At 72.9% G+C, this 18,606-nt stretch carries 12 protein-coding genes; 4 read left to right on the top strand and 8 right to left on the bottom strand.

Annotated features, from left to right (window positions below; translation table 11 throughout):
* Positions 1–11: 11 nt before the first annotated feature.
* The 3 genes from ACYVKX_RS08475 to ACYVKX_RS08465 form a co-directional block, all read right to left on the bottom strand.
* Positions 12–446 carry a DUF5709 domain-containing protein gene (locus ACYVKX_RS08475; protein WP_460830684.1) on the bottom strand — a complete coding sequence of 145 codons (435 nt, stop codon included), beginning with the start codon at positions 444–446 and terminating at the stop codon, positions 12–14.
* 56 nt (positions 447–502) lie between these two features.
* Positions 503–715, bottom strand: a complete 213-nt coding sequence (locus ACYVKX_RS08470; RefSeq protein ID WP_460830681.1) for a hypothetical protein — start codon at positions 713–715, stop codon at positions 503–505.
* A gap of 101 nt (positions 716–816) precedes the next feature.
* Positions 817–1,026, bottom strand: a complete 210-nt coding sequence (locus ACYVKX_RS08465; RefSeq protein ID WP_460830678.1) for a hypothetical protein — start codon at positions 1,024–1,026, stop codon at positions 817–819.
* Between the two features lie 226 nt (positions 1,027–1,252).
* Here ACYVKX_RS08465 and ACYVKX_RS08460 point away from each other — a divergent pair, with 226 nt between their 5' ends.
* Entirely contained in the window at positions 1,253–1,873 is a 621-nt protein-coding gene (locus tag ACYVKX_RS08460) for a hypothetical protein (RefSeq protein WP_460830674.1), read from the top strand.
* A 105-nt stretch (positions 1,874–1,978) separates the two neighbouring features.
* On the opposite strand, the gene ACYVKX_RS08455 is transcribed toward ACYVKX_RS08460, so the two are convergent.
* Complete coding sequence (locus ACYVKX_RS08455; protein WP_460830670.1) at positions 1,979–3,769, bottom strand: lamin tail domain-containing protein; 1,791 nt, start codon at positions 3,767–3,769, stop codon at positions 1,979–1,981.
* 482 nt (positions 3,770–4,251) lie between these two features.
* Here ACYVKX_RS08455 and ACYVKX_RS08450 point away from each other — a divergent pair, with 482 nt between their 5' ends.
* Positions 4,252–9,690 carry an Ig-like domain repeat protein gene (locus tag ACYVKX_RS08450; RefSeq protein WP_460830668.1) on the top strand — a complete coding sequence of 1,813 codons (5,439 nt, stop codon included), beginning with the start codon at positions 4,252–4,254 and terminating at the stop codon, positions 9,688–9,690.
* Here the strand turns inward: ACYVKX_RS08450 and ACYVKX_RS08445 are convergent.
* Both ACYVKX_RS08445 and ACYVKX_RS08440 read right to left on the bottom strand, forming a co-directional pair.
* Positions 9,572–10,234 (bottom strand): type II toxin-antitoxin system RelE/ParE family toxin, encoded by a 663-nt coding sequence (locus ACYVKX_RS08445; RefSeq protein ID WP_460830666.1) that lies wholly within the window; start codon positions 10,232–10,234, stop codon positions 9,572–9,574. The genes ACYVKX_RS08450 and ACYVKX_RS08445 overlap by 119 nt on opposite strands.
* The gene (locus tag ACYVKX_RS08440; RefSeq protein ID WP_460830663.1) at positions 10,231–10,554 is read right to left on the bottom strand and encodes a type II toxin-antitoxin system ParD family antitoxin; all 324 of its coding nucleotides are present in this window, start codon (positions 10,552–10,554) and stop codon (positions 10,231–10,233) included. The genes ACYVKX_RS08445 and ACYVKX_RS08440 overlap by 4 nt, the downstream gene beginning before the upstream one ends.
* A gap of 156 nt (positions 10,555–10,710) precedes the next feature.
* Between ACYVKX_RS08440 and ACYVKX_RS08435 the strand changes: the two genes are divergently transcribed.
* Both ACYVKX_RS08435 and ACYVKX_RS08430 read left to right on the top strand, forming a co-directional pair.
* A complete protein-coding gene (locus ACYVKX_RS08435) occupies positions 10,711–13,062 on the top strand; it encodes a phosphoketolase family protein (RefSeq protein WP_460830660.1) in 2,352 nt (783 codons plus the stop codon).
* Positions 13,062–14,117: an acetate/propionate family kinase gene (locus ACYVKX_RS08430; protein WP_460830658.1), complete on the top strand. Its 1,056-nt coding sequence runs from the start codon at positions 13,062–13,064 to the stop codon at positions 14,115–14,117. The genes ACYVKX_RS08435 and ACYVKX_RS08430 overlap by 1 nt, the downstream gene beginning before the upstream one ends.
* Here ACYVKX_RS08430 and ACYVKX_RS08425 read toward each other — a convergent pair.
* Together ACYVKX_RS08425 and ACYVKX_RS08420 are read right to left on the bottom strand one after the other, a co-directional pair.
* Complete coding sequence (locus tag ACYVKX_RS08425) at positions 14,054–16,891, bottom strand: FAD-binding and (Fe-S)-binding domain-containing protein (RefSeq protein ID WP_460830654.1); 2,838 nt, start codon at positions 16,889–16,891, stop codon at positions 14,054–14,056. The two genes, ACYVKX_RS08430 and ACYVKX_RS08425, sit on opposite strands and share 64 nt — an antisense overlap.
* The gene (locus ACYVKX_RS08420; RefSeq protein ID WP_460830652.1) at positions 16,888–18,576 is read right to left on the bottom strand and encodes an L-lactate permease; all 1,689 of its coding nucleotides are present in this window, start codon (positions 18,574–18,576) and stop codon (positions 16,888–16,890) included. The genes ACYVKX_RS08425 and ACYVKX_RS08420 overlap by 4 nt, the downstream gene beginning before the upstream one ends.
* Positions 18,577–18,606: the final 30 nt, after the last annotated feature.

Below are 18,606 nucleotides of genomic sequence, written 5' to 3'. Positions count from 1 at the left end.
GCGTTACCCGATCAGTCGCGCGGATAGTCCTCCACGATGTGCATCGCGGCCTCCTCGGCCGAGGCGGCCGCGCCGTCGATGCCGACGTCGCTGCCCACGAGGTCCTTCTCGGTGTCCTCGCCGAGCCCCTGGTCGGGGTCGACCAGGCGCCCGGCGCGGCGGTCGCCGACCTCGCCGTCGTCGACGAAGTCGGTCTCCACCTCGGCGTACGGGTCGAGGTCCGGCTCCTCCTGGCCGATCCGCTGGTCGATGGTCTCGCGGTGCTCCTCCTCCCAGGGCGTGTTGCCGTAGCCCTGGCCGGCGGAGTACCTCTCGGGCGGGGAGTAGCCGCGGTCCAGCTCGTCGACGACGTCCCCGTCCGGGAGGTCCTCGATGTTGCCGGGTTGGTCCTCGTCGTCGACGCTGTAGTCGCCGTAGCTCTCCTGGTCGCCGTCTGCGTGGCTCATGGCCCTCACGCTACTCGCGGCCCGGGGCCCCGCCGGCTGCGGCCCGGGCCCGGTGGTCAGCTCAGGCGGTAGCTCGGATAGCGCCGGGTGATCTCGCGCAGGACCGCCCACATCGGGGCGGCCTCGAGGCACTCGGAGAACTCCGGGGTCGCCGGGAACGCGTCGGTCGCCGGTGGCCACAGCGTCACGTTGGTGTGCCCGGTCAGGGTGCTCTGGCTCCACAGCCCGTCGAGGTCGGGCCAGGTCTCGCCGATCGCGCGTGCCCACATCCGGGACGTCGAGCGTCGCCGGAGGCCGACGAGTGCGAGGCTCCGTTCCGCAACGCCCAGTCGTCGGTCAGGTTCAGCAGCCGCAGCGGCCGTGTCGGCCGCTACGACGTCGCCTTGGGCCGCCCGTCGGCGGTGTCGATGGTCCGCTGCTGCCCGAAGGTCTCGACGACAGCCGTCTCGACGTCGAGCGCCGTGCAGAGGACCCCGACTCCCGGGTGGTTCTTCGGCGGTGGCGGGTGCGGGTCGAACCGCATGGACTCGGCCGGCCCCCAGTGACGCAGCGCCGACCAGGGCAGCACGTGATCGCCCATAGTCCGGTGGATCCGTCAGAGCAACGGCTGCTCGACCAGGACGTCCTCGTCCAGGCGCGTCAGTGGACCGGCCGGCCGCGTCGGGCACGACGGGCTCACCCACGTCCCAGCGCGACCATCCAGTTCGCCACGACCTCGGCCCGTAGCCTGACCGTGCATCGGAAGTTGGGGAGTTGTGCCAGGGGGAGACATCGACGCCGAGGGCCTCGACGCCGACAGCCTCGAGGTGATCTCGAACCTGCGCGAGCTGGTGTCGGCCAGCGGCCTGACGCAGGGCCAGTTCGCCTTTGCCGTCGGCTCCAGGCCGGGTCGATTCTCGGAGTGGCTCAGCGGCGCGGTGCATCCCTATGCGCGTGCCTACGTGCGGTGTCTGCGGATCGGCGGCGGCCTGGCCGTCGCGGCGGAGCGGGGGGTGTTGTCCACGCCGGCCACCTGTCTGAGGATCAAGAAGCACGTTCGTCTGGGTGAGGTGGAGTCGGCGTGGCGGATGGTCCTCCGCGCGCGCGGGCAGCTTCGGGAGCTCCTCGGTGAGGAGGACTCGCCGCTGGTGGGGGCGTGGGAGGCCGAGCCGTTGCCGACCGAGAGTGCGCAGTGGGACACCCTGTTGGCGGTCGTCGTCGAGCGTGAGTTCGTGCGTGCGGAGCGTGGTGCGCCGGAGTGGGCGCGGGGGCGGGGTCCGTTGACGCGTCCCTGGCAGCCGTTGCATCCGCTGCTGGCCAGCGAGCGTGCTCGTGAGCAGTCGCCGGGCTGGCTGCGGCGGCTCAACATCTATATCCCTCGCGACGACCTCGACGCAGGCGGGCTCGAGGAGGGTGGGCCCGACGTGCATGGGCCGGCCGGTTCGTGATCGCGGATGCCGCCGGGGGGTTTGCCCCGGCGGCATCCGGATGCCCGGTCCGGGTGCGGTCAGTCTCTCTCGGCCGCGCCCGGACCGGGCGGGTCACTCAGTCATTCAGGGGGTGCCGGGGGTGGCGGTGGCGACGACCCAGTCGCCGAGGCCGTTGGCGGAGCGGTTGTAGGACTTGTTCACGGCCGGGGACATCGTGTCGCCGGGGGCGTGCTGGGTCCACTCGTGGTGGTCGAGCGGGATGGCGCTCGGCTTGATGTTGCCGCTGCCGTCGAGGGCGCTGTTGTCGCGGTAGAGACGTGCGGCGTCCTCGGAGCCGAGGCCGAAGCCGGGGTTGACCAGGTAGACGGCACCGGGAGCCAGGTTGGTGCTGTTCGGGATCACCTCGACGTTGTTGTTGTTGCTGTCGGAGAGGACCATGCCGCCGATGTCGATGGTCGTGCTCGCGGTGTTCCTGAGCTCGATGAAGTCCGCACCGCCGCTGGGCGAGGAGGAGTCGATCTCGTTGAGCACGATGAACGACTTGTCCTCGACGGTCGGCAGCGAGTAGTCGTTGGCCGCGCCGAAGGTCGCGTTGTTGGTCGCGACCTCGGAGCCCGTCTCGAAGCCCCAGCTGGTCGGGGCGTGGGTCGTCCAGGCCTGCCCGTCGACCGGGGCGACGTCCGAGAGGAGCAGGGCGTCGGCGCTGAACAGCCGCGCCGAGTCGGCGTCGCCGAGGCCGAAGTTGCCCGGGACGGCCGGGTCGTCGACGCGGAAGGCGGCGACCGCGCCGGGGGCCAGGTCGGGGGTGGTGTCCGGCACCCGGAAGACGCTGGAGTCGTCGTTGTCGGAGAGGATGGCGTTGGCGATGGTCCGGTCGGCCCCGGCGGTGTTGCGGATCTCGATCCAGTCGCCCTTGACGTCGTCGCCGGTGGTCTTGACCTCGTTGATCTTCACGCCGGCCAGCGTCGGGGCGGTCATGGGGGTGAACTGGTTGTTGGCCGTGCCGTAGGTGCCACCCGCGGTGGGCTCCCATTCGCCGATGCCGTCAGTGTCGGGGTCATTGGCCGGGTTGCGGCCGAAGGTGAAGACGGCGTGGTCGGTCCAGGAGTAGCTGTCGACCAGGTTGGCAGGGTCACGCGTCGTGTCGCCGGGCTGGAAGAGGCTGACCGTGTCGGGTGCCCCGAGGCCGAAGTTGCCGGGCCGCGATGGGGCGTCGACGCGGAAGGCCTCGGTGGCGCCGGCGCCGAGCGTGGTGCTGGCCGGCACGGTGAGGCTGTGGCCCGGGTCGCTGTCGGCGATGACGGCGCCGCTGATGTCGATGGTGCTGCCGGTGGTGTTGAGCAGCTCCACCCAGTCGCCGTTGGTGGCGTCGGCGCTGCCCTCGATCTCGTTGAGCACGACGCCGTCGATGTTGCCGATCGAGCCGGGGCCCACGTTGAGGGCGCCGCGGGTGGCGCCGCCGGTGATGGCGAAGCCGCCGGTGCCGTTGGGCAGGCGGCCCCAGGTCGTGGGCGAGTGCGCGACCCAGCTGGTGGAGTTGACGAGCTCGCCGGAGGTGGAGCCCTCGAACAGCCGCACCGAGTCCGGGTTGCCGAGGCCGAAGCTGGTGCTGACGTCGAAGACCGCGTACCCGCCCGCGGCGATGGTGCCGGTGAGGGCGAGGGCGTTGGAGTCGTTGGAGTCGCTCAGGATCGCGCCGGACAGGCTGATCGCGGACCCGGTCGTGTTGTAGAGCTCGACCCAGTCGGTGGCGTCACCGTTGGACTCGACCTCGTTGATGACGACGCCGGCGTAGGGCGTGCTCGCCGAGGCCGGGCCGGTGCCGGCCGCGAGCAGGCCGCCCGCGATCGAGGCCGCCGCGACGGCGGCCAGGCCGGACCGGCGGAGCCGGCGGCCGGAGGGGGTGGATACCATGATGATGTTGCTCCTTGGATAGAGGCGTGACAAAGCCGGTCGCGTTGCACCGCACTTCGACTGCGGTGCAGCGCGACCTCCCCATCGTTGGGGAGTGCGAGCCGCTCCGGGGCCGGGGCCCGGACCCGGGATGCGTTCACATCCATGAGAACAGGTCGCGGGCGGGGTTGACCCCCAACGGACGGTGACCACTCGGTGTCGAGACGTGCTTCCGGGCGTGTCGGCCCCGGCTGTCTCCCGGTCTCTCGACGACACCGGCCCTCTCCGGGCGGCTGCCCGACGGCTTCCGGGCCGGGTGTTCGCGCATCGTTCGCACGGATTTCGCTCCCGCTGCCCTGACGCCGTCGGCCCGCCTCTGCTTGCGTAGGGGCCTGTGTGCGCGAGGCCGATCGGGCTCGGGGCCGAGGCGCTCGCGGCCGGCTGCCCGTCGGCCGACCCACTCGTCTGCCCATCGTCTGCCCTATCGTCAGGAGTCTCCTCCCATGCAGGTCGTCCATGCCCGACGGGACCGGTCACCGGTCCCCGTAGCCGGTCCCCGTCGCGCGGCCAGCCGTCGCCTGGTCTCGCTGGTCCTCGCCCTCCTGGTGGCCCTGGCCGGGCTCGCCTCCGCCCCCCTGGCCGCCCATGCCGCGGGCACCGACGTCGTGACCATCCCCGACGCCAACCTCAAGGCCGCGATCAACAAGGCCCTGGGTGGCGGCCGGACCCCCGATCAGGACGTCACCGAGGCCGACGCGGCGGCGGTCACGACCTTGACGGCCACCGCGTTCACCGGCCCGATCGGCGACCTGAGGGGGGTGGAGGCGCTGACGAACCTGACCTCCTTCCAGATGCCGCTCACCGTGCAGGGCAACACGTTCACCGACCTGACCCCGTTGGCCGGGCTCGCCAAGCTGACCGGGCTGAGTCTGCCCAACGGCCAGGTCAGCGACTTGACCCCGCTGGGTGGCCTGACCGGGCTGAAGACCCTGGCCGTGAACAACAACCAGGTCACCAGCCTCGACGGGCTCTCGGGCCTGACCGGCCTGACCGTGATCGCGCTGACCAACAACCAGGTCACCGACCTCTCCGGTATGCCGGTGGCGCCGGGCGTGACCGCGTTGCAGCTGGGCGGCAACAAGATCGTCGACATCGCCCCCCTGGCGGGCAAGTTCGACAAGGCGGTCCTCACGACGCTCGACCTGAGCGGCAACAGGATCGTGGACCCCTCCCCGGTGGCCGCCTACGGCGCGGCCGGCGGCAAGCTCGGCAGCGGCCTGCCCGGCACGCAGGGCCTGAAGCTGGGCACCAACCGGATCCGGGACTTCTCCGCCTTCGCGGGCTGGTCAGCCCCGCCCACCTCGAGCCGGGTGGCCGGTCAGACCGTCTACGTCGGCCCCTACACCAGCGGCGGCGTGCAGGTCTCCCTCAAGCCCGCCCTCGCCTCGACCACCGTCGAGGTCCGCCCGCTCGACACCGGGTTCTACGACCAGGCCAGCGGCCTGCTGACCAGGACCGGCACGGCCGAGAGCCTGACCCTGTTCACCGCGACCGGGAACCCGCCGCCGACCTGGACGGTGAACTTCACCACCGACCCCGACGCGCCGGTCACCGGGCCGACCGAGACGACCACCACCCTGGAGGTCACCGGCGACCGGGTCGCGGGCTCCACGCTCACCCTGAGCGCCGCCCTCTCCCCGACCGCGGCCACCGGCGAGGTCGAGTTCAAGGACGAGGCGACCAGTCTCGGCTCGGCCGCCGTCACCGGCGGCACCGCCTCGATCACCACCAGCGTCCTCGCGGTCGGCGACCACACCCTCACCGCGGTCTACGCCCCCACCGACGCCGCGGCCTACGCGGCCTCGACCTCGACCGCGGTGACGGTGAGCATCGGCCAGCAGCCCGGCGACCCCGAGCCCGACCCGAACCTGGTCGCCATCCCCGACCCGACCCTCAAGGCCGCCGTCAACGCCCGCCTCAGCGTCCGGCTCGGCGCCACCCGCACCCCCGGCCAGGACGTCACCAAGGCCGAGGCCCTGCTGGTCGACACCCTGGAGAACCTCGGCGACCCGCTCAGCGACCTGACCGGCCTGGAGGCCATGCGCAACCTCCTCTCCTTCACCAACATCTCTTTCGGTGCCAGGACCAACACGGTCAGCGACCTGTCCCCGCTGAGCGGGCTGACCAAGCTGCGCACCCTGCAGGTGGCCCGTGCGCAGATCAGCGACGTCACCCCGCTGGCCACCCTCCCCCAGCTCGAGACGCTGGGCCTGCGCGGCAACCAGATCAGCGACCCCTCGCCCCTGGCCGGGCTGACCAAGCTGTCCTTCCTCGACCTCCAGGACAACCAGGTCGCCGACGTCAGCCGGGTGCCGGCGTTCCCGGCCATGAAGATCGTCAACCTCGGCAACAACGGCATCAGGGACGTCGCTCCGCTGGTCGGGAAGTTCGACCCCGAGGTGCTCACCACCCTCGACCTGGCCGACAACGAGATCACCGACGCCTCGGTGCTGGCCCCGATCGGCCGCGATCTCGCCCGGATCGGCAACCAGGAGTCCCCCACCGACGGCTTGCGCCTGCGGGGCAACCGGATCGCCGACCTCTCCGCGTTCTCCGACTGGGTCAAGCCTGCGGCCGTCTATGAGTCCGACGGGCAGTCGATCTACGTCGGCGCCTACCGCACCGGTGGCGTGACCGTGCCGCTGAAGTCCGCGCGCGCCGCCGACACCCTCGCGGTGACCCCGGCCGGGGCCGGCTCCTACGACCCCGCCACCGGACTGCTCACCCTGACCGACCCGTCCGCCGAGAGCGTCGAGGTATCGCCGAACTGGACCGTGTACTTCACCAGCCCGCCCCTCGACCCGGGCGATGAGTCCGTCCAGGTCACCGGCACCCCGCAGGTCGGCCAGGTCCTCTCTGTGCCCCCCGGCAGCGCCTTCCCGGGCGGCACCTGCCCCAGCGGCCAGCCGGTCCGGTGGCTGCGCGACGGCGAGCCCGTCACCGGCAACCCCCACTACACGATCCTCCCTGGTGCGTGGCTGGGTGGGCCGGGCACCAGCCAGCAGTACTGGCCCTCGGTGACCGACCTGGGCCGCCAGCTCCAGATCCGCTTCACCTGCCGCGACACCGGGGTCACCAAGACCTCGGCCCCGATGCGGGTCACTGCCGCCGAGCCCGACCTGCCGCTCGCCCAGCCCCTCTGGGGCCCGACGCGGTACCAGACGTTCCTCGGCAGCGACGAGATCATGGTCAGTGCCCGGGCCAGGCCCGGCGTGGTGGGCGACCCGACCAACCCCTCGATCCCGGTCTACCTGGCCCAGGCCGACGCCACCGGGAGGCTGGTCGACCCCGCTGGGATCGGGCTGACCCTGGCCGGCATCAGGACGACCGGTGGTTCGAGTGACCCGGAGGCGGTCACGGCCGACGACATCGAGATCACCGGCACCGGCGCCTACCGCACCATCGCGATCGACCCGCAGAAGCCGACCGGGGACCTCGAGATCACCTTCACGGTGAGGGGCACCACCGGCAAGGAGACCACCCTCAGCGTCGCCTACCGCGCCTCCCGGGCGACCACGCCGACCAGCCGGGTGCTGATGGGGGTGAGCGATGCCTCCACCGCGATCGACGTGGGGGACGGCTACCTGATGGTCGCCGACGACGAGCGCCCCAACGTGCGGCTCTACGACCCCGAGGTCTCCGGCCACGAGGTCGGCGAGTTCCCCGTCGGGCCGCTCCCGCAGGTCAGCGGCGGCACCGAGATCGACTTCGAGTCCTCGGCCCGCAAGGGCGAGAACATCTGGTGGTTCGGCTCCCACGGCAACAAGAAGGCCGGCGACGTCCAGCTCTCCCGCCAGTCCATCTACCAGACCCGCCTGAGCGGCACGGGCGCCGACGCCACGCTGACCCCGGTCGGGGTCCGCTACGGCAACCTGCGTAGCGACCTGGTCGAGTGGGACGACGACAACGGCGGGCGGTTCGGGCTGCGCGCCGCGACCGCGGCCAAGATGCGGCCCGACCCGGTCGACGGGTTCAACATGGAGGGCGTCGAGTTCTCCCCCGACGGCTCCGCGCTCTACCTCGGCCTGCGCTCCCCGCTGGCGGGCAGGGTCGCCGGCGGCAAGGCGCTGATCGTGCCGCTGACCAACCTGGAGGACCTCACCTCCGGGGCGGCGACCCGGGCGAGGTTCGGGGAGCCGATCCTGCTCGACCTGGGCGGTGACTCGATCCGGGAGATCCGCAAGAACGACCGCGGCGAGTACCTGATCCTCTCCGCGGTCGGCGGCGGGTCGACGCCCGCCTCGGCGCAGACGCTGTGGGCGTGGAACGGCGACCCCGAGATCGCCCCGCGGCGGCTGAGCACCCAGCTGCCCCTGGACGTCGAGCCCGACTACAGCGACAACGCCGGCGCCTGGGAGGGCATCGGCACGATGCCCGAGCGGCTGGTGCCCGGCGCCCAGGTCCGGCTGATCATGGACCAGGGCTTCGACAGCTTCTACCGAGGCAGGGGTGACAACAAGGACGAGAGCGACGAGAGCAAGGACCGCACCGACGTGGTCACTCTCTCGGGCCCGGTCGGCACCCAGGCCGAGGTCAGCGACCCCGGCGCGTTCCCCGACCAGGTGGTGAACACCATCGGCTCCTCGCGGGAGGTGGTCGTCACCAACACCGGGTCGAACCTGCTGCGCGTCGGCAAGGTCGACACCACCGCCGAGGACCCGGCCGCGGCCGACGACTTCCTGGTCAACGCCAACGCCTGCACCGGGGAGACCCTGGAGCCGACCCAGACCTGCACCATCCGGATCCGGTTCGCGCCGTCGCGGGCCAACCTCACCTCCACCGCCGAGCTCGTCGTGGCCAGCGACGTCCCCGGCGGCAGCAGCACCGTGACGCTGACCGGCACCGCGCTCCCGGCACCGCCCACCGGCGGCGGTGGCGGTGGTGGCGGCGGTCCGACCGGGCCGGGCACCCCGCAGAAGGCCACCCCGGTGGTGAGTGCGGGCTCGGCCACCGTGACCGCCGGCCAGCCGGCCTCGATCCCGGTCCAGGTCGCGGGCAGCGCGGCGACCCAGCCCACCGGCACGCTCACGCTGCGCACCGGCGCCGGGCAGGCCGTCGGCACCGCCACCCTGGCCGCCGGCACCGCGACCCTCACGGTCCCCGCCGGCGCCCTCGACGACGGGGCCAACCTGCTCACCGTGGAGTACGCCGGCGACGCGGCGTACAACGGGGCCACCGCCCCGGTGCTGGTGACCGTCACCGCCCTCGCCAAGGGCGCCGCCGAGGTCTCCGCGGCCTCCGTCGCGGTCGACTACGGGGGGCCCGCATCCATCCGGGTGCAGGTCACCGGCGACGGACAAGCGCCGCCGACCGGCACGATCACCGTCACCAACGGCGACCGGACCGTCGGCTCCGCGCAGCTCGCCCAGGGCACGGCCACCCTCACCGTGCCGGCGGACGCGCTCGGCGTCGGGGTCAACCTTTTCACCGTGGCCTACGCCGGCGACACGGCGTACAACGCCTCGGCCGCGCCGGTCCTGGTGACCGTCGACAGGGCCGCCGCCCGAGTGTCGGTCAAGCCGATCGGCAAGGTGGTCGCCACGAGGCCGAGCAGGCTGCGGGTCACGGTCACCGGACCCCCGGGCCTGAGCCCCACCGGGATGGTGACGCTCCTGGCCGGCGGCAGGACCACCACCCTGCGCCTCGTCGACGGCCGAGGCACCGCCCGGATGGCCTTCAAGCGGCCCGGCACCCGCGCGATCTACGCCACCTACGCGGGCAACGCCGACCTGTCCCCGGCCGACGCCATCGCCAAGGTCACGGTCAAGCCCGCCAAGAAGAAGCGCCGACAGGGCCCGGCCCGGAGCACCCAGCCCCGCGCCACCGGACCCGCCACCGCCTGGCAGGCGACGGTGCCGGCGATGCTGCTGCCCCGGTTCTAGCGCCACCCACCCGCCGGTGCCCCGCCCTCCACCCAGAGGGCGGGGCGTCGGTCCGGACGCTAGACGCCGTCCTCGCCGGCACCGTACAGAACCCGGCTGACGACCAACGCCGGCGACCCCCACCCGTCAACGCCGCAGAGGCTCCCACCAGGCGCCCTCGAAGGAGGGGCTTACGGCTCCTCTGCCTCGTCGGTCGCCTCGAGGTGGCGTCGGGGGCCTCCCGCTCGTGGATGAAGGCGAGAACCTCGATGACCTCGCCGGACAGGCGGTAGACGGCCAGGTGCCGCGGCCGGCGCGCTCGGCCCCCGGCGACCCCGGCGTGTGCGCGGCTCCCTTGCAGGTGCCAGGAGATCAGCCCCGAGCCCCAATCCTCGCGGAGCACGGCGCCGGGACGGCGCGAGTCGAAGGCGATGTCGGCGAGTGCCGAGAGGATCAACGTTGCGTAGCGGTCGGCGGCCTGGTCGCCGAAGTTCTCGACGGACCAGGTCAGGATGTCGTCGAGGTCAGCTTGCGCGGTCGGGCTGAGCTGCCACCGGCTGCTCACTCGGAAGCAGCCTGCGAGCCACCCGTCGCATGCCGGCGCGCAACGCGGGACTTCGCCCGCTGGGCGGCGCCGGCCAGGTAGCTCTCCAACTGCTCCTCGTCGGAGACCCTCACGCCCTCGCCCGCGTCGATCTGGTCGGCGGCGACGCGCACCTTCGCGCGGATCGCGTCCAGGCCGGCTTCGTACGTGCGCTGGCGCTCCTCGACCATGCGGAGCCCCTCACGGAGCACCTCGGAGGCGTTCTGGTAGCGGCCGGTCGACACCATCTCCTCGATGAACTCGGTCTGGCGCTCGGTCAGCATCACGTTCCGTGCCGGCACGGAGGATCCCGCGCGCGCACGTCGCGACGTCGGACCGGGCCGTCCCGCAGGCAGCCGAACCGGACCGCGCACCCGCTACCCGCGCCCATGCCCCTCACGCTGCTCGTGGACCGAAGACCCTTGCGCGGGGCGCGGTGGCCCCGCAACGGTGGAGGCATGGACGCCGACTTCACCGCCCTCGATCGCTGGTGGCGCGCCGCCAACTACCTCTCCGTCGGGCAGATCTACCTGATGGGCAACCCGCTGCTGCGCGAGCCGCTCCGCGAGGAGCACGTGAAGCCGCGGCTGCTCGGCCACTGGGGCACGACGCCCGGCCTGACCTTCGTCTACGCCCACCTCAACCGCGCGATCATGCGGCGCGGTCAGGAGATGGTCTTCGTCACCGGCCCCGGCCACGGCGGCCCAGGGGTGGTGGCCGCGTCGTACCTGGAGGGCACCTACTCCGAGATCTACCCGGACGTCGGCCTGGACGAGCGCGGGCTGCGGCGGCTGTTCCGGCAGTTCTCGTTCCCGGGCGGCATCCCGAGCCACGCGGCGCCGGAGACCCCCGGCTCGATCCACGAGGGCGGCGAGCTCGGCTACGCCCTCTCGCATGCGTACGGCGCCGCGTTCGACAACCCCGACCTGGTGGTCGCCGCCGTGGTCGGTGACGGCGAGGCGGAGACCGGGCCGCTCGCGACCAGCTGGCACAGCACGAAGTTCGTCGACCCGCGCCGCGACGGCGCGGTGCTGCCGATCCTGCACCTCAACGGCTACAAGATCGCCAACCCGACGGTGCTCGCGCGGATCCCGGAGGCCGAGCTCACCGCGCTGATGCGCGGCTACGGGCACACGCCGTACGTCGTCGCCGGCTCGGACCCCGCGCAGATGCACGCGGACCTCTCCGGCGCGTTGGCACAGGCACTCGACGAGATCGCGGACATCCAGGGCGAGGCGCGGACGTCGGCGGGGCCGGTGCCTCGGCGCCCGTGGCCGATGATCGTGCTCCGCTCGCCCAAGGGCTGGACCGGGCCGAAGGAGGTCGACGGTCTCAGGATCGAGGACTACTGGCGCTCCCACCAGGTGCCGTTCGCCGACGCCCGCACCGACCAGGGCCACCGCGCGGTGCTCGAGGAGTGGCTGCGCAGCTACCGGCCCGAGGAGCTCTTCGACGAGGCCGGGGCGCCCGCGCCGGACATCGCCGCGCTGCGCCCCGACGGAGAGCTGCGGATGAGCGCGTCGCCGCACACCAACGGCGGCGTGCTGCTGCGCGACCTGCGGATGCCGGACTTCCGCGACTACGCCGTCGACGTCGACAAGCCCGGCACCGGCTCGGCCGAGGCGACCCGCGTGCTCGGCCGGTTCCTGCGCGACGTGATGGCCGAGAACATGGACAGCTTCCGGCTGTTCGCGCCCGACGAGAACTCCTCCAACCGGCTCGGCGACGTCATGGAGGTCACCGACCGCACCTGGAACGCCGAGATCCGCGAGTACGACGACCACCTCGCGCCCGACGGCCGGATCATGGAGATCCTCTCCGAGCACACCTGCCAGGGCTGGCTCGAGGGCTACCTGCTCACCGGCCGGCACGGCCTCTTCTCCTGCTACGAGGCGTTCATCCACCTCGTCGACTCGATGTTCAACCAGCACGCGAAGTGGCTGGAGTCGACCCGCAGGATCGCGTGGCGCCGGCCGGTCGCGTCGCTCAACTACCTGCTCACCTCGCACGTGTGGCGCCAGGACCACAACGGCTTCTCGCACCAGGACCCCGGTTTCATCGACCACGTGGTGAACAAGAAGGCGACCGTCGTCCGGGTCTACCTGCCGCCGGACGCCAACACGCTGCTGTCGGTCGGCGACCACTGCCTGCGCAGCAGGCACTACGTGAACGTGATCGTCGCGGGCAAGCAGCCGGCCCGGCAGTACCTCTCGATGGACGACGCGATCGTCCACTGCACCAAGGGCATCGGCATCTGGGACTGGGCCTCCAACGACTCCGGCGACGCCGGGGGCGAGCCGGACGTGGTGATGGCCTGCGCCGGCGACGTACCGACGATGGAGACGCTGGCCGCGGTGCAGCTGCTGCGCGAGGAGCTGCCGGACCTGCGGATCCGGGTGGTGAACGTCGTCGACCTGATGCGGCTCCAGCCGGAGGAGGAGCACTCGCACGGGCTGTCGGACGCGGACTTCGACGCGCTCTTCACCCGCGACAAGCCGGTGATCTTCGCCTACCACGGCTACCCGTGGCTGATCCACCGGCTGACCTACCGGCGCACCAACCACGACAACCTCCACGTGCGCGGCTACAAGGAGGAGGGCACCACGACCACGCCGTTCGACATGACGGTGCTCAACGAGATCGACCGCTTCCACCTCGCGATGGACGTCATCGACCGGGTGCCGCGGCTGCACGCGACGTCGGGGGCGGCGCGCGAGCGGTTCAAGGACGCGCTGGTCCGGCACCGGCAGCACATCCGGACCGCCGGCGAGGACCTGCCGGAGATCCGCGACTGGGAGTGGACCGGGTAGTGCGGATCCTCGTGATCAACCCGGGGTCGAGCAGCCTGAAGACCTCCATCGTCGTCGACGGCCGGGCGCAGGAGGACGACGGCGGTCCGTACGACGCCGCAGCGGTCCGGTTCGTGCACGGCGGCCCCGACCTCACGGCTCCCACGCGGGTCGACGCGTCGGTGCTCGACGCGCTGGTGCCGGTCTCGGACCTGGCGCCACTGCACAACCCGAGGGCGCTCGACGCCGCACGCGACCTGCTCGCCCGGCACCCGGGCCTGCCGGTGGTGGCGTGCTTCGACACGACCTTCCACGCCACGATCCCGCCGGCCGCGGCGACCTACGCCCTGCCGCGGGAGTGGAACGAGCGATGGCGGCTGCGCCGCTACGGCTTCCACGGCCTCTCGCACGCCGGCGCCGCGCGACGGGCCGCGGAGCTGGTCGGCCGGCCGCCGGAGGAGCTGCGGATGGTGACCTGCCACCTCGGCGGCGGCGCCTCGCTGTGCGCGGTGCGCGGCGGGGAGTCGGTGGACACGACGATGGGGTTCACGCCGCTGGAGGGGCTGGTCATGCAGACCCGCAGCGGCTCGGTCGACCCCGGGCTGATGCTGCACCTGCTGCGCCGCGAGGGGGTCACGGCCGAGGAGCTGTACGACGTGCTCGACCGCGAGTCCGGGATGAAGGGGCTCTCGGGGACGTCCGGCGACCTCCGCGAGGTCCGCGCGGCGCTGGCGGCCGGCGACCCGGCGGCGGCGCTCGCGGTCGAGGTCTACGTGCACCGGCTGGTGCGCGAGGCGGGCGGGATGGCCGCGTCGGCGGGCGGGCTGGACGTGCTGGTGTTCACCGGCGGCGTCGGCGAGCACGACCCGGAGCTGCGCGCCGCGGTCGCGGACGGCCTCGCGCACCTCGGCGTACGCCTGGACGCGGCGGCCAACGCCGCGCTCGACGGCGAGGGCGTGATCGGCGACGGCGTCGTCGTGGTGGCCGCGCGCGAAGACCTCGAGATCGCGCGTCAGGTCGAGGAGCTGCTGGGCCGGCGGGTGACCTCCTCCAGCAGCTCCAGGACGTGCCGGTAGTCGCTGCCGGTGGCGCGGGTCATGCCCAGCTCACAGGTGCGGTTGCACGACGCGTGGGCGGAGGATCCGCGCGCGCGGGCCTCCGCGGCCTGGACGCGGGTGGCGGACTCGGTGAGCTCGGGATGGAGCAGGCCGCGGTCGCCGGCGAAGGCGCAGCAGCCCCAGCTCGGCGGCACGAAGACCTCCCTCGCCACCGCCTCGCCGACCCGGACCAGCGCGTCGTTGGCGCCGAGCTGGGTGGAGGAGCAGGTCGGGTGCAGGGTCAGGCTCGGCAGCCGGTCGTGGTCGGGGAGGAGCGGCAGGACCCGCTCGTCGACGAACTGCACCGCGTCCACGACCTCGACGTCGAGGCCGGCGTCGCGCAGGATGCCCAGGAACCCCTCGGTGCAGCTGCTCGCGTCGCTGACGACGACGAGCCGGCGATCGCGCAGGGTTCGGTGCAGGGCGCCGCGCACCGACCGGACGACCCGCTCGGCCATCGCCCTCTTGCCGTCGGGGAAGCCCTTGGACGACCACGGGGTGCCGCAGCACAGCGCGTCGACGTCCGGGGGTACGGCGAGCCGCAGCCCGACCCGCTCGCAGAGCCGCTCCAGGCTCCACTGCACCCCGCGGCCCTCGCCGGCCGGCCCGAACATCGCGTTCACGCAGGCCGGCAGGTAGAGGGCGTCGGCGTGGTCGACGTCGGTCCCGGTGCCGCCCCGGCCGCGACGCCGGCCGCCGGCGGGGAGCTCCGGCGACCAGGACGGCACGTTGTCCACGCCGGCGACGGCGCGGGCGGCCGCGGCGGCGCGGGTGACCACCGGGCCCGGCAGCGTGGCCGCGCCCGACGGCGGCGCCGAGCCGGCGCGCGACGCCGACGACCAGTGCCGGGCGGCCGCGCGCCAGGCCGCCTCGGCCGGCGCCCGGTGGCGCTCGCCGCGGAGCTCCCGGACCAGGTCGCCGGTGTTGATCAGCACCGGGCAGGCGGTCTGGCACATGCCGTCGACGGCGCAGGTCTGCACGCCGGCGTACTCGTAGTCCTCCTCCAGCCGCTCGGCGAGGCCGAGCTCGCCCCGCTCGGTCGCGGACGCCACCGCCCGGCGCACCACGATGCGCTGGCGCGGGGTCAGGGTCAGGTCGCGGCTCGGGCAGACCGGCTCGCAGAAGCCGCACTCGACGCAGCGGTCGACGGTCTCCTCGACCCGCGGCTGCAGCTTGATGTGCCGCAGGTGCGCGCGGGGGTCGTCGTCGAGGATCACGCCGGGGCTCATCACCAGCCCCGGGTCGACGAGCCGCTTGAGCTCGCGCATCACGTCGTAGAGCTCGTCGCCGTACTGGCGGCGGACGTAGGGCGCCATCACCCGGCCGGTCCCGTGCTCGGCCTTCAGCGACCCGCCGTGGCCGAGGACGAGGTCGACCAGGTCCTCGGTGAAGCCGGCGTAGCGCTCGAGCTGCTCCTCGGACTCGAACCGGTCGGTCAGCATGAAGTGGACGTTGCCGTCCTTGGCGTGGCCGAAGATCACGCTGTCCTCGTAGCGGTACTCCTCGAAGAGCCGGCCGAGCTCGAGACAGGTGTCGGTGAGCCGCTCGACCGGCACCACCACGTCCTCCAGCAGGGCGGTCGTGCCCGGCGGCCGGGCGCCCGCGACCGAGGCGTAGAGGCCCTTGCGCAGCTTCCACAGCCTGGCCCGGGCGGCCGCGTCGGAGGTCAGGATCGCGGGACTGGTCAGCGGCAGGCCGGCCAGCACCCGGTCGCCGGCGGCGGCCAGGTCGCGCAGCTCCTCGGCGGAGGTGGACTGGAACTCGACCAGCAGCGCCGCCTGGGCGTCGACGCGCAGCCGCGCGATCGGCTCCGGCGGGTCGGGCAGCGACTGGCCGACGCGCAGCGAGGTCGCGTCCATCAGCTCGAGGGTCGCGGCGCCGGTGCCGACCAGTGCGGGCAGGGCGCGGTTGGCGTCGGCGAGCGAGGCGAAGACCGCGAGCGTGGACGTCACCTCCTGGCGCACCGCCACGGTGCGGAAGGTGGCCTCGGCGACGAAGCCGAGCGTGCCCTCGCTGCCGACCGCGAGGTGGGCCAGGATCTCGGCCGGCGCGTCGTGGTCGAGGAAGGCGTTGACGCCGTACCCCATGGTGTTCTTCATCGCGAACTGGCGGCGGACGGTCTCCACCGACGACGGGTTGCCCCGGACCCGGTCCCGCAGCCGCGCCAGGCCGGCGTGCAGGTCCGGCTCGGCGGCGCGCAGCCGCTCGTCGGCGTCGGGGACGCCGGTGTCGACCACCGTGCCCGACGGGAGCACCAGCACCAGCGAGTCCAGCGTGCGGTAGCTGTTCTCCACGGTGCCGCACGCCATCCCGCTGGAGTTGTTGGCGACCATCCCGCCGATCGTGCAGGCGCCCTCGCTGGCCGGGTCGGGCCCGAGTCGCCGGCCGTACGGCGCCAGCCGGGCGTTGACCTGGCGGATGGTCAGGCCGGGCTGGACGCGCACCCGGGCGCCGTCGTCGAGCACCTCGAGGTCGCGGAACCCGGCCCGCACGTCGACCAGGATGCCGTCGGTGACGCCCTGGCCGGACAGGCTGGTGCCGCCGGACCGGAGCGTCACCGGGACCCGGAGCCGGGCGCTCGCCCGCATCAGGCCGGCCACGTCGTCGCGGTCGCGGGCCACGACGACGGCCTGGGGGGTGAGCAGGAAGTGGGAGGCGTCGCTCGCGGCGGCGTACCGGTCGATCGGGCGCAGCCGCACGTCCGACGGGTCGGCGACCGCGGCCCGGAGCCGCGCCGCGAGCGTCTCGCTCATGGCACCATCCAACCAAGGATCGGCGTGGACTGCAGGTAGACCAGCACGGTGAACAGCACCAGCAGGCCCAGGCTCCACCCGATCAGCTTGCGGAAGAGGTCGCCCTCCCGTCCCACCATCCCGGTCGCGGCCACGGCGACGGCGAGGTTCTGCGGCGACAGCATCTTGCCGAGGACGCCCCCCGAGGAGTTGGCCGCCGCGGTCAGGACCGGGTCGATGCCGGCCTGACCGGCCGCGGTGACCTGCAGCACGCCGAACAGCGAGTTCGAGGAGGTGTCGGACCCCGTGATCGCGACGCCGATCCAGCCGATCAGCGGCGAGAGGAGGGCGAACAGGCCGCCCGTCGAGGCGAGCGCGTAGCCGAGGCTGGCGGTCTGGCCGGACAGGTTCATCACGAACGCGAGGGCGAGCACCGAGGTGACCGTGACCGCGGTGAACCGCAGCTGCACGAGCGTGTCCCGGTAGGCGATCACCGCGCGCCGCGGGCCGATCCGGTAGAGCCCTGCGATCAGGAGGCCCGAGAGCAGCAGCAGCGTCCCGGGCGCCTTGAGGTGGTCCAGCTTGAAGGTCGCCGCGCCGGCCGGGTTGCCCTCGGCGTCGACGACGTCGAGGCCCGGCCAGTCGAAGATCCAGGAGCCGTGCGCGGTCAGCCAGTCCTTGATCACCGGGACCTGGGAGACCGAGAAGACCGCGATGATGACCAGGTACGGCGCCACCGCGCCCCAGGTGAGCCGGGCCGGGCCGGTCGACTGGGTGTCGACGCGCTCGATGGTCTGGGTGTTGCCCGCCGCGGCCAGCTCGGAGGAGGTCGAGCCGCCGCCGGCGGGCGCGTCGCCGCCGGTCGGATCGGCCGACCCGAAGCCCAGGTGGTGCGCGGGCCTCCAGAGGCGGGTCATCGCCAGGACGGCAGCCATGGTGACGACCGCGGCGACGATGTCGGTGATCTCGACCGCGATGAAGTTCGAGGTGACGAACTGGGCGAGCCCGAACGAGACGCCGGCGACGAGCGCGATCGGCCATGCGTCGCGGACGCCGCGGCGGCCGTCGACCAGGAGGACGAGCACGAACGGGATGATCAGCGCGATGAACGGCGTCTGCCGGCCGGCCATCTGCGCGAGCGAGTCCTGGTCCAGCCCGGTCACCGCGCTGAGCGTGATGATCGGCGCGGCCATGGCGCCGAACGCGACCGGGGCGGTGTTGGCCAGCAGCGAGACGACCGCGGACTTGAGCGGGGCCATGCCGGCGGCGATGAGCATCGCGGCCGAGATCGCGACCGGGGCGCCGAAGCCGGCCAGCGACTCCAGCAGGGCGCCGAAGCAGAACGCGATGAGGATGGCGAGCACCCGCTGGTCGTCGGAGACGGCCCGGATCCGGTCGCCGAGCACCTCGAACCAGCCGGTGATGACCGTGAGGCGGTAGAGCCACAGCGCGTTCACGAGGATCCAGAGGATCGGGAAGACGCCGTACACCGCTCCCTCCAGCGCCGAGCTGCCCGCCTGCCGCAGCGGCATCTCCCAGACCAGCACGGCGAGCAGGAGCGAGCCGGCGAGGCCGGCGAGCGAGGCGACATGGGCCTTGACGCGGAAGACTCCGAGCAGCACGAAGAGCAGCACGAGCGGGAGCGCCGCGGCGACCGCGGACCAGGCGAGCGAGCCGCCGACCGGATCGAGGATCTGTTCGAACATGGCCCCTCCAAGGTGTGCCCGTGTCGCCCG

Source organism: Nocardioides hungaricus, assembly GCF_054782915.1.
The sequence above is the reverse complement of the archived record's forward strand: the minus strand, read 5'-3'. Positions and strand labels throughout refer to the sequence as shown.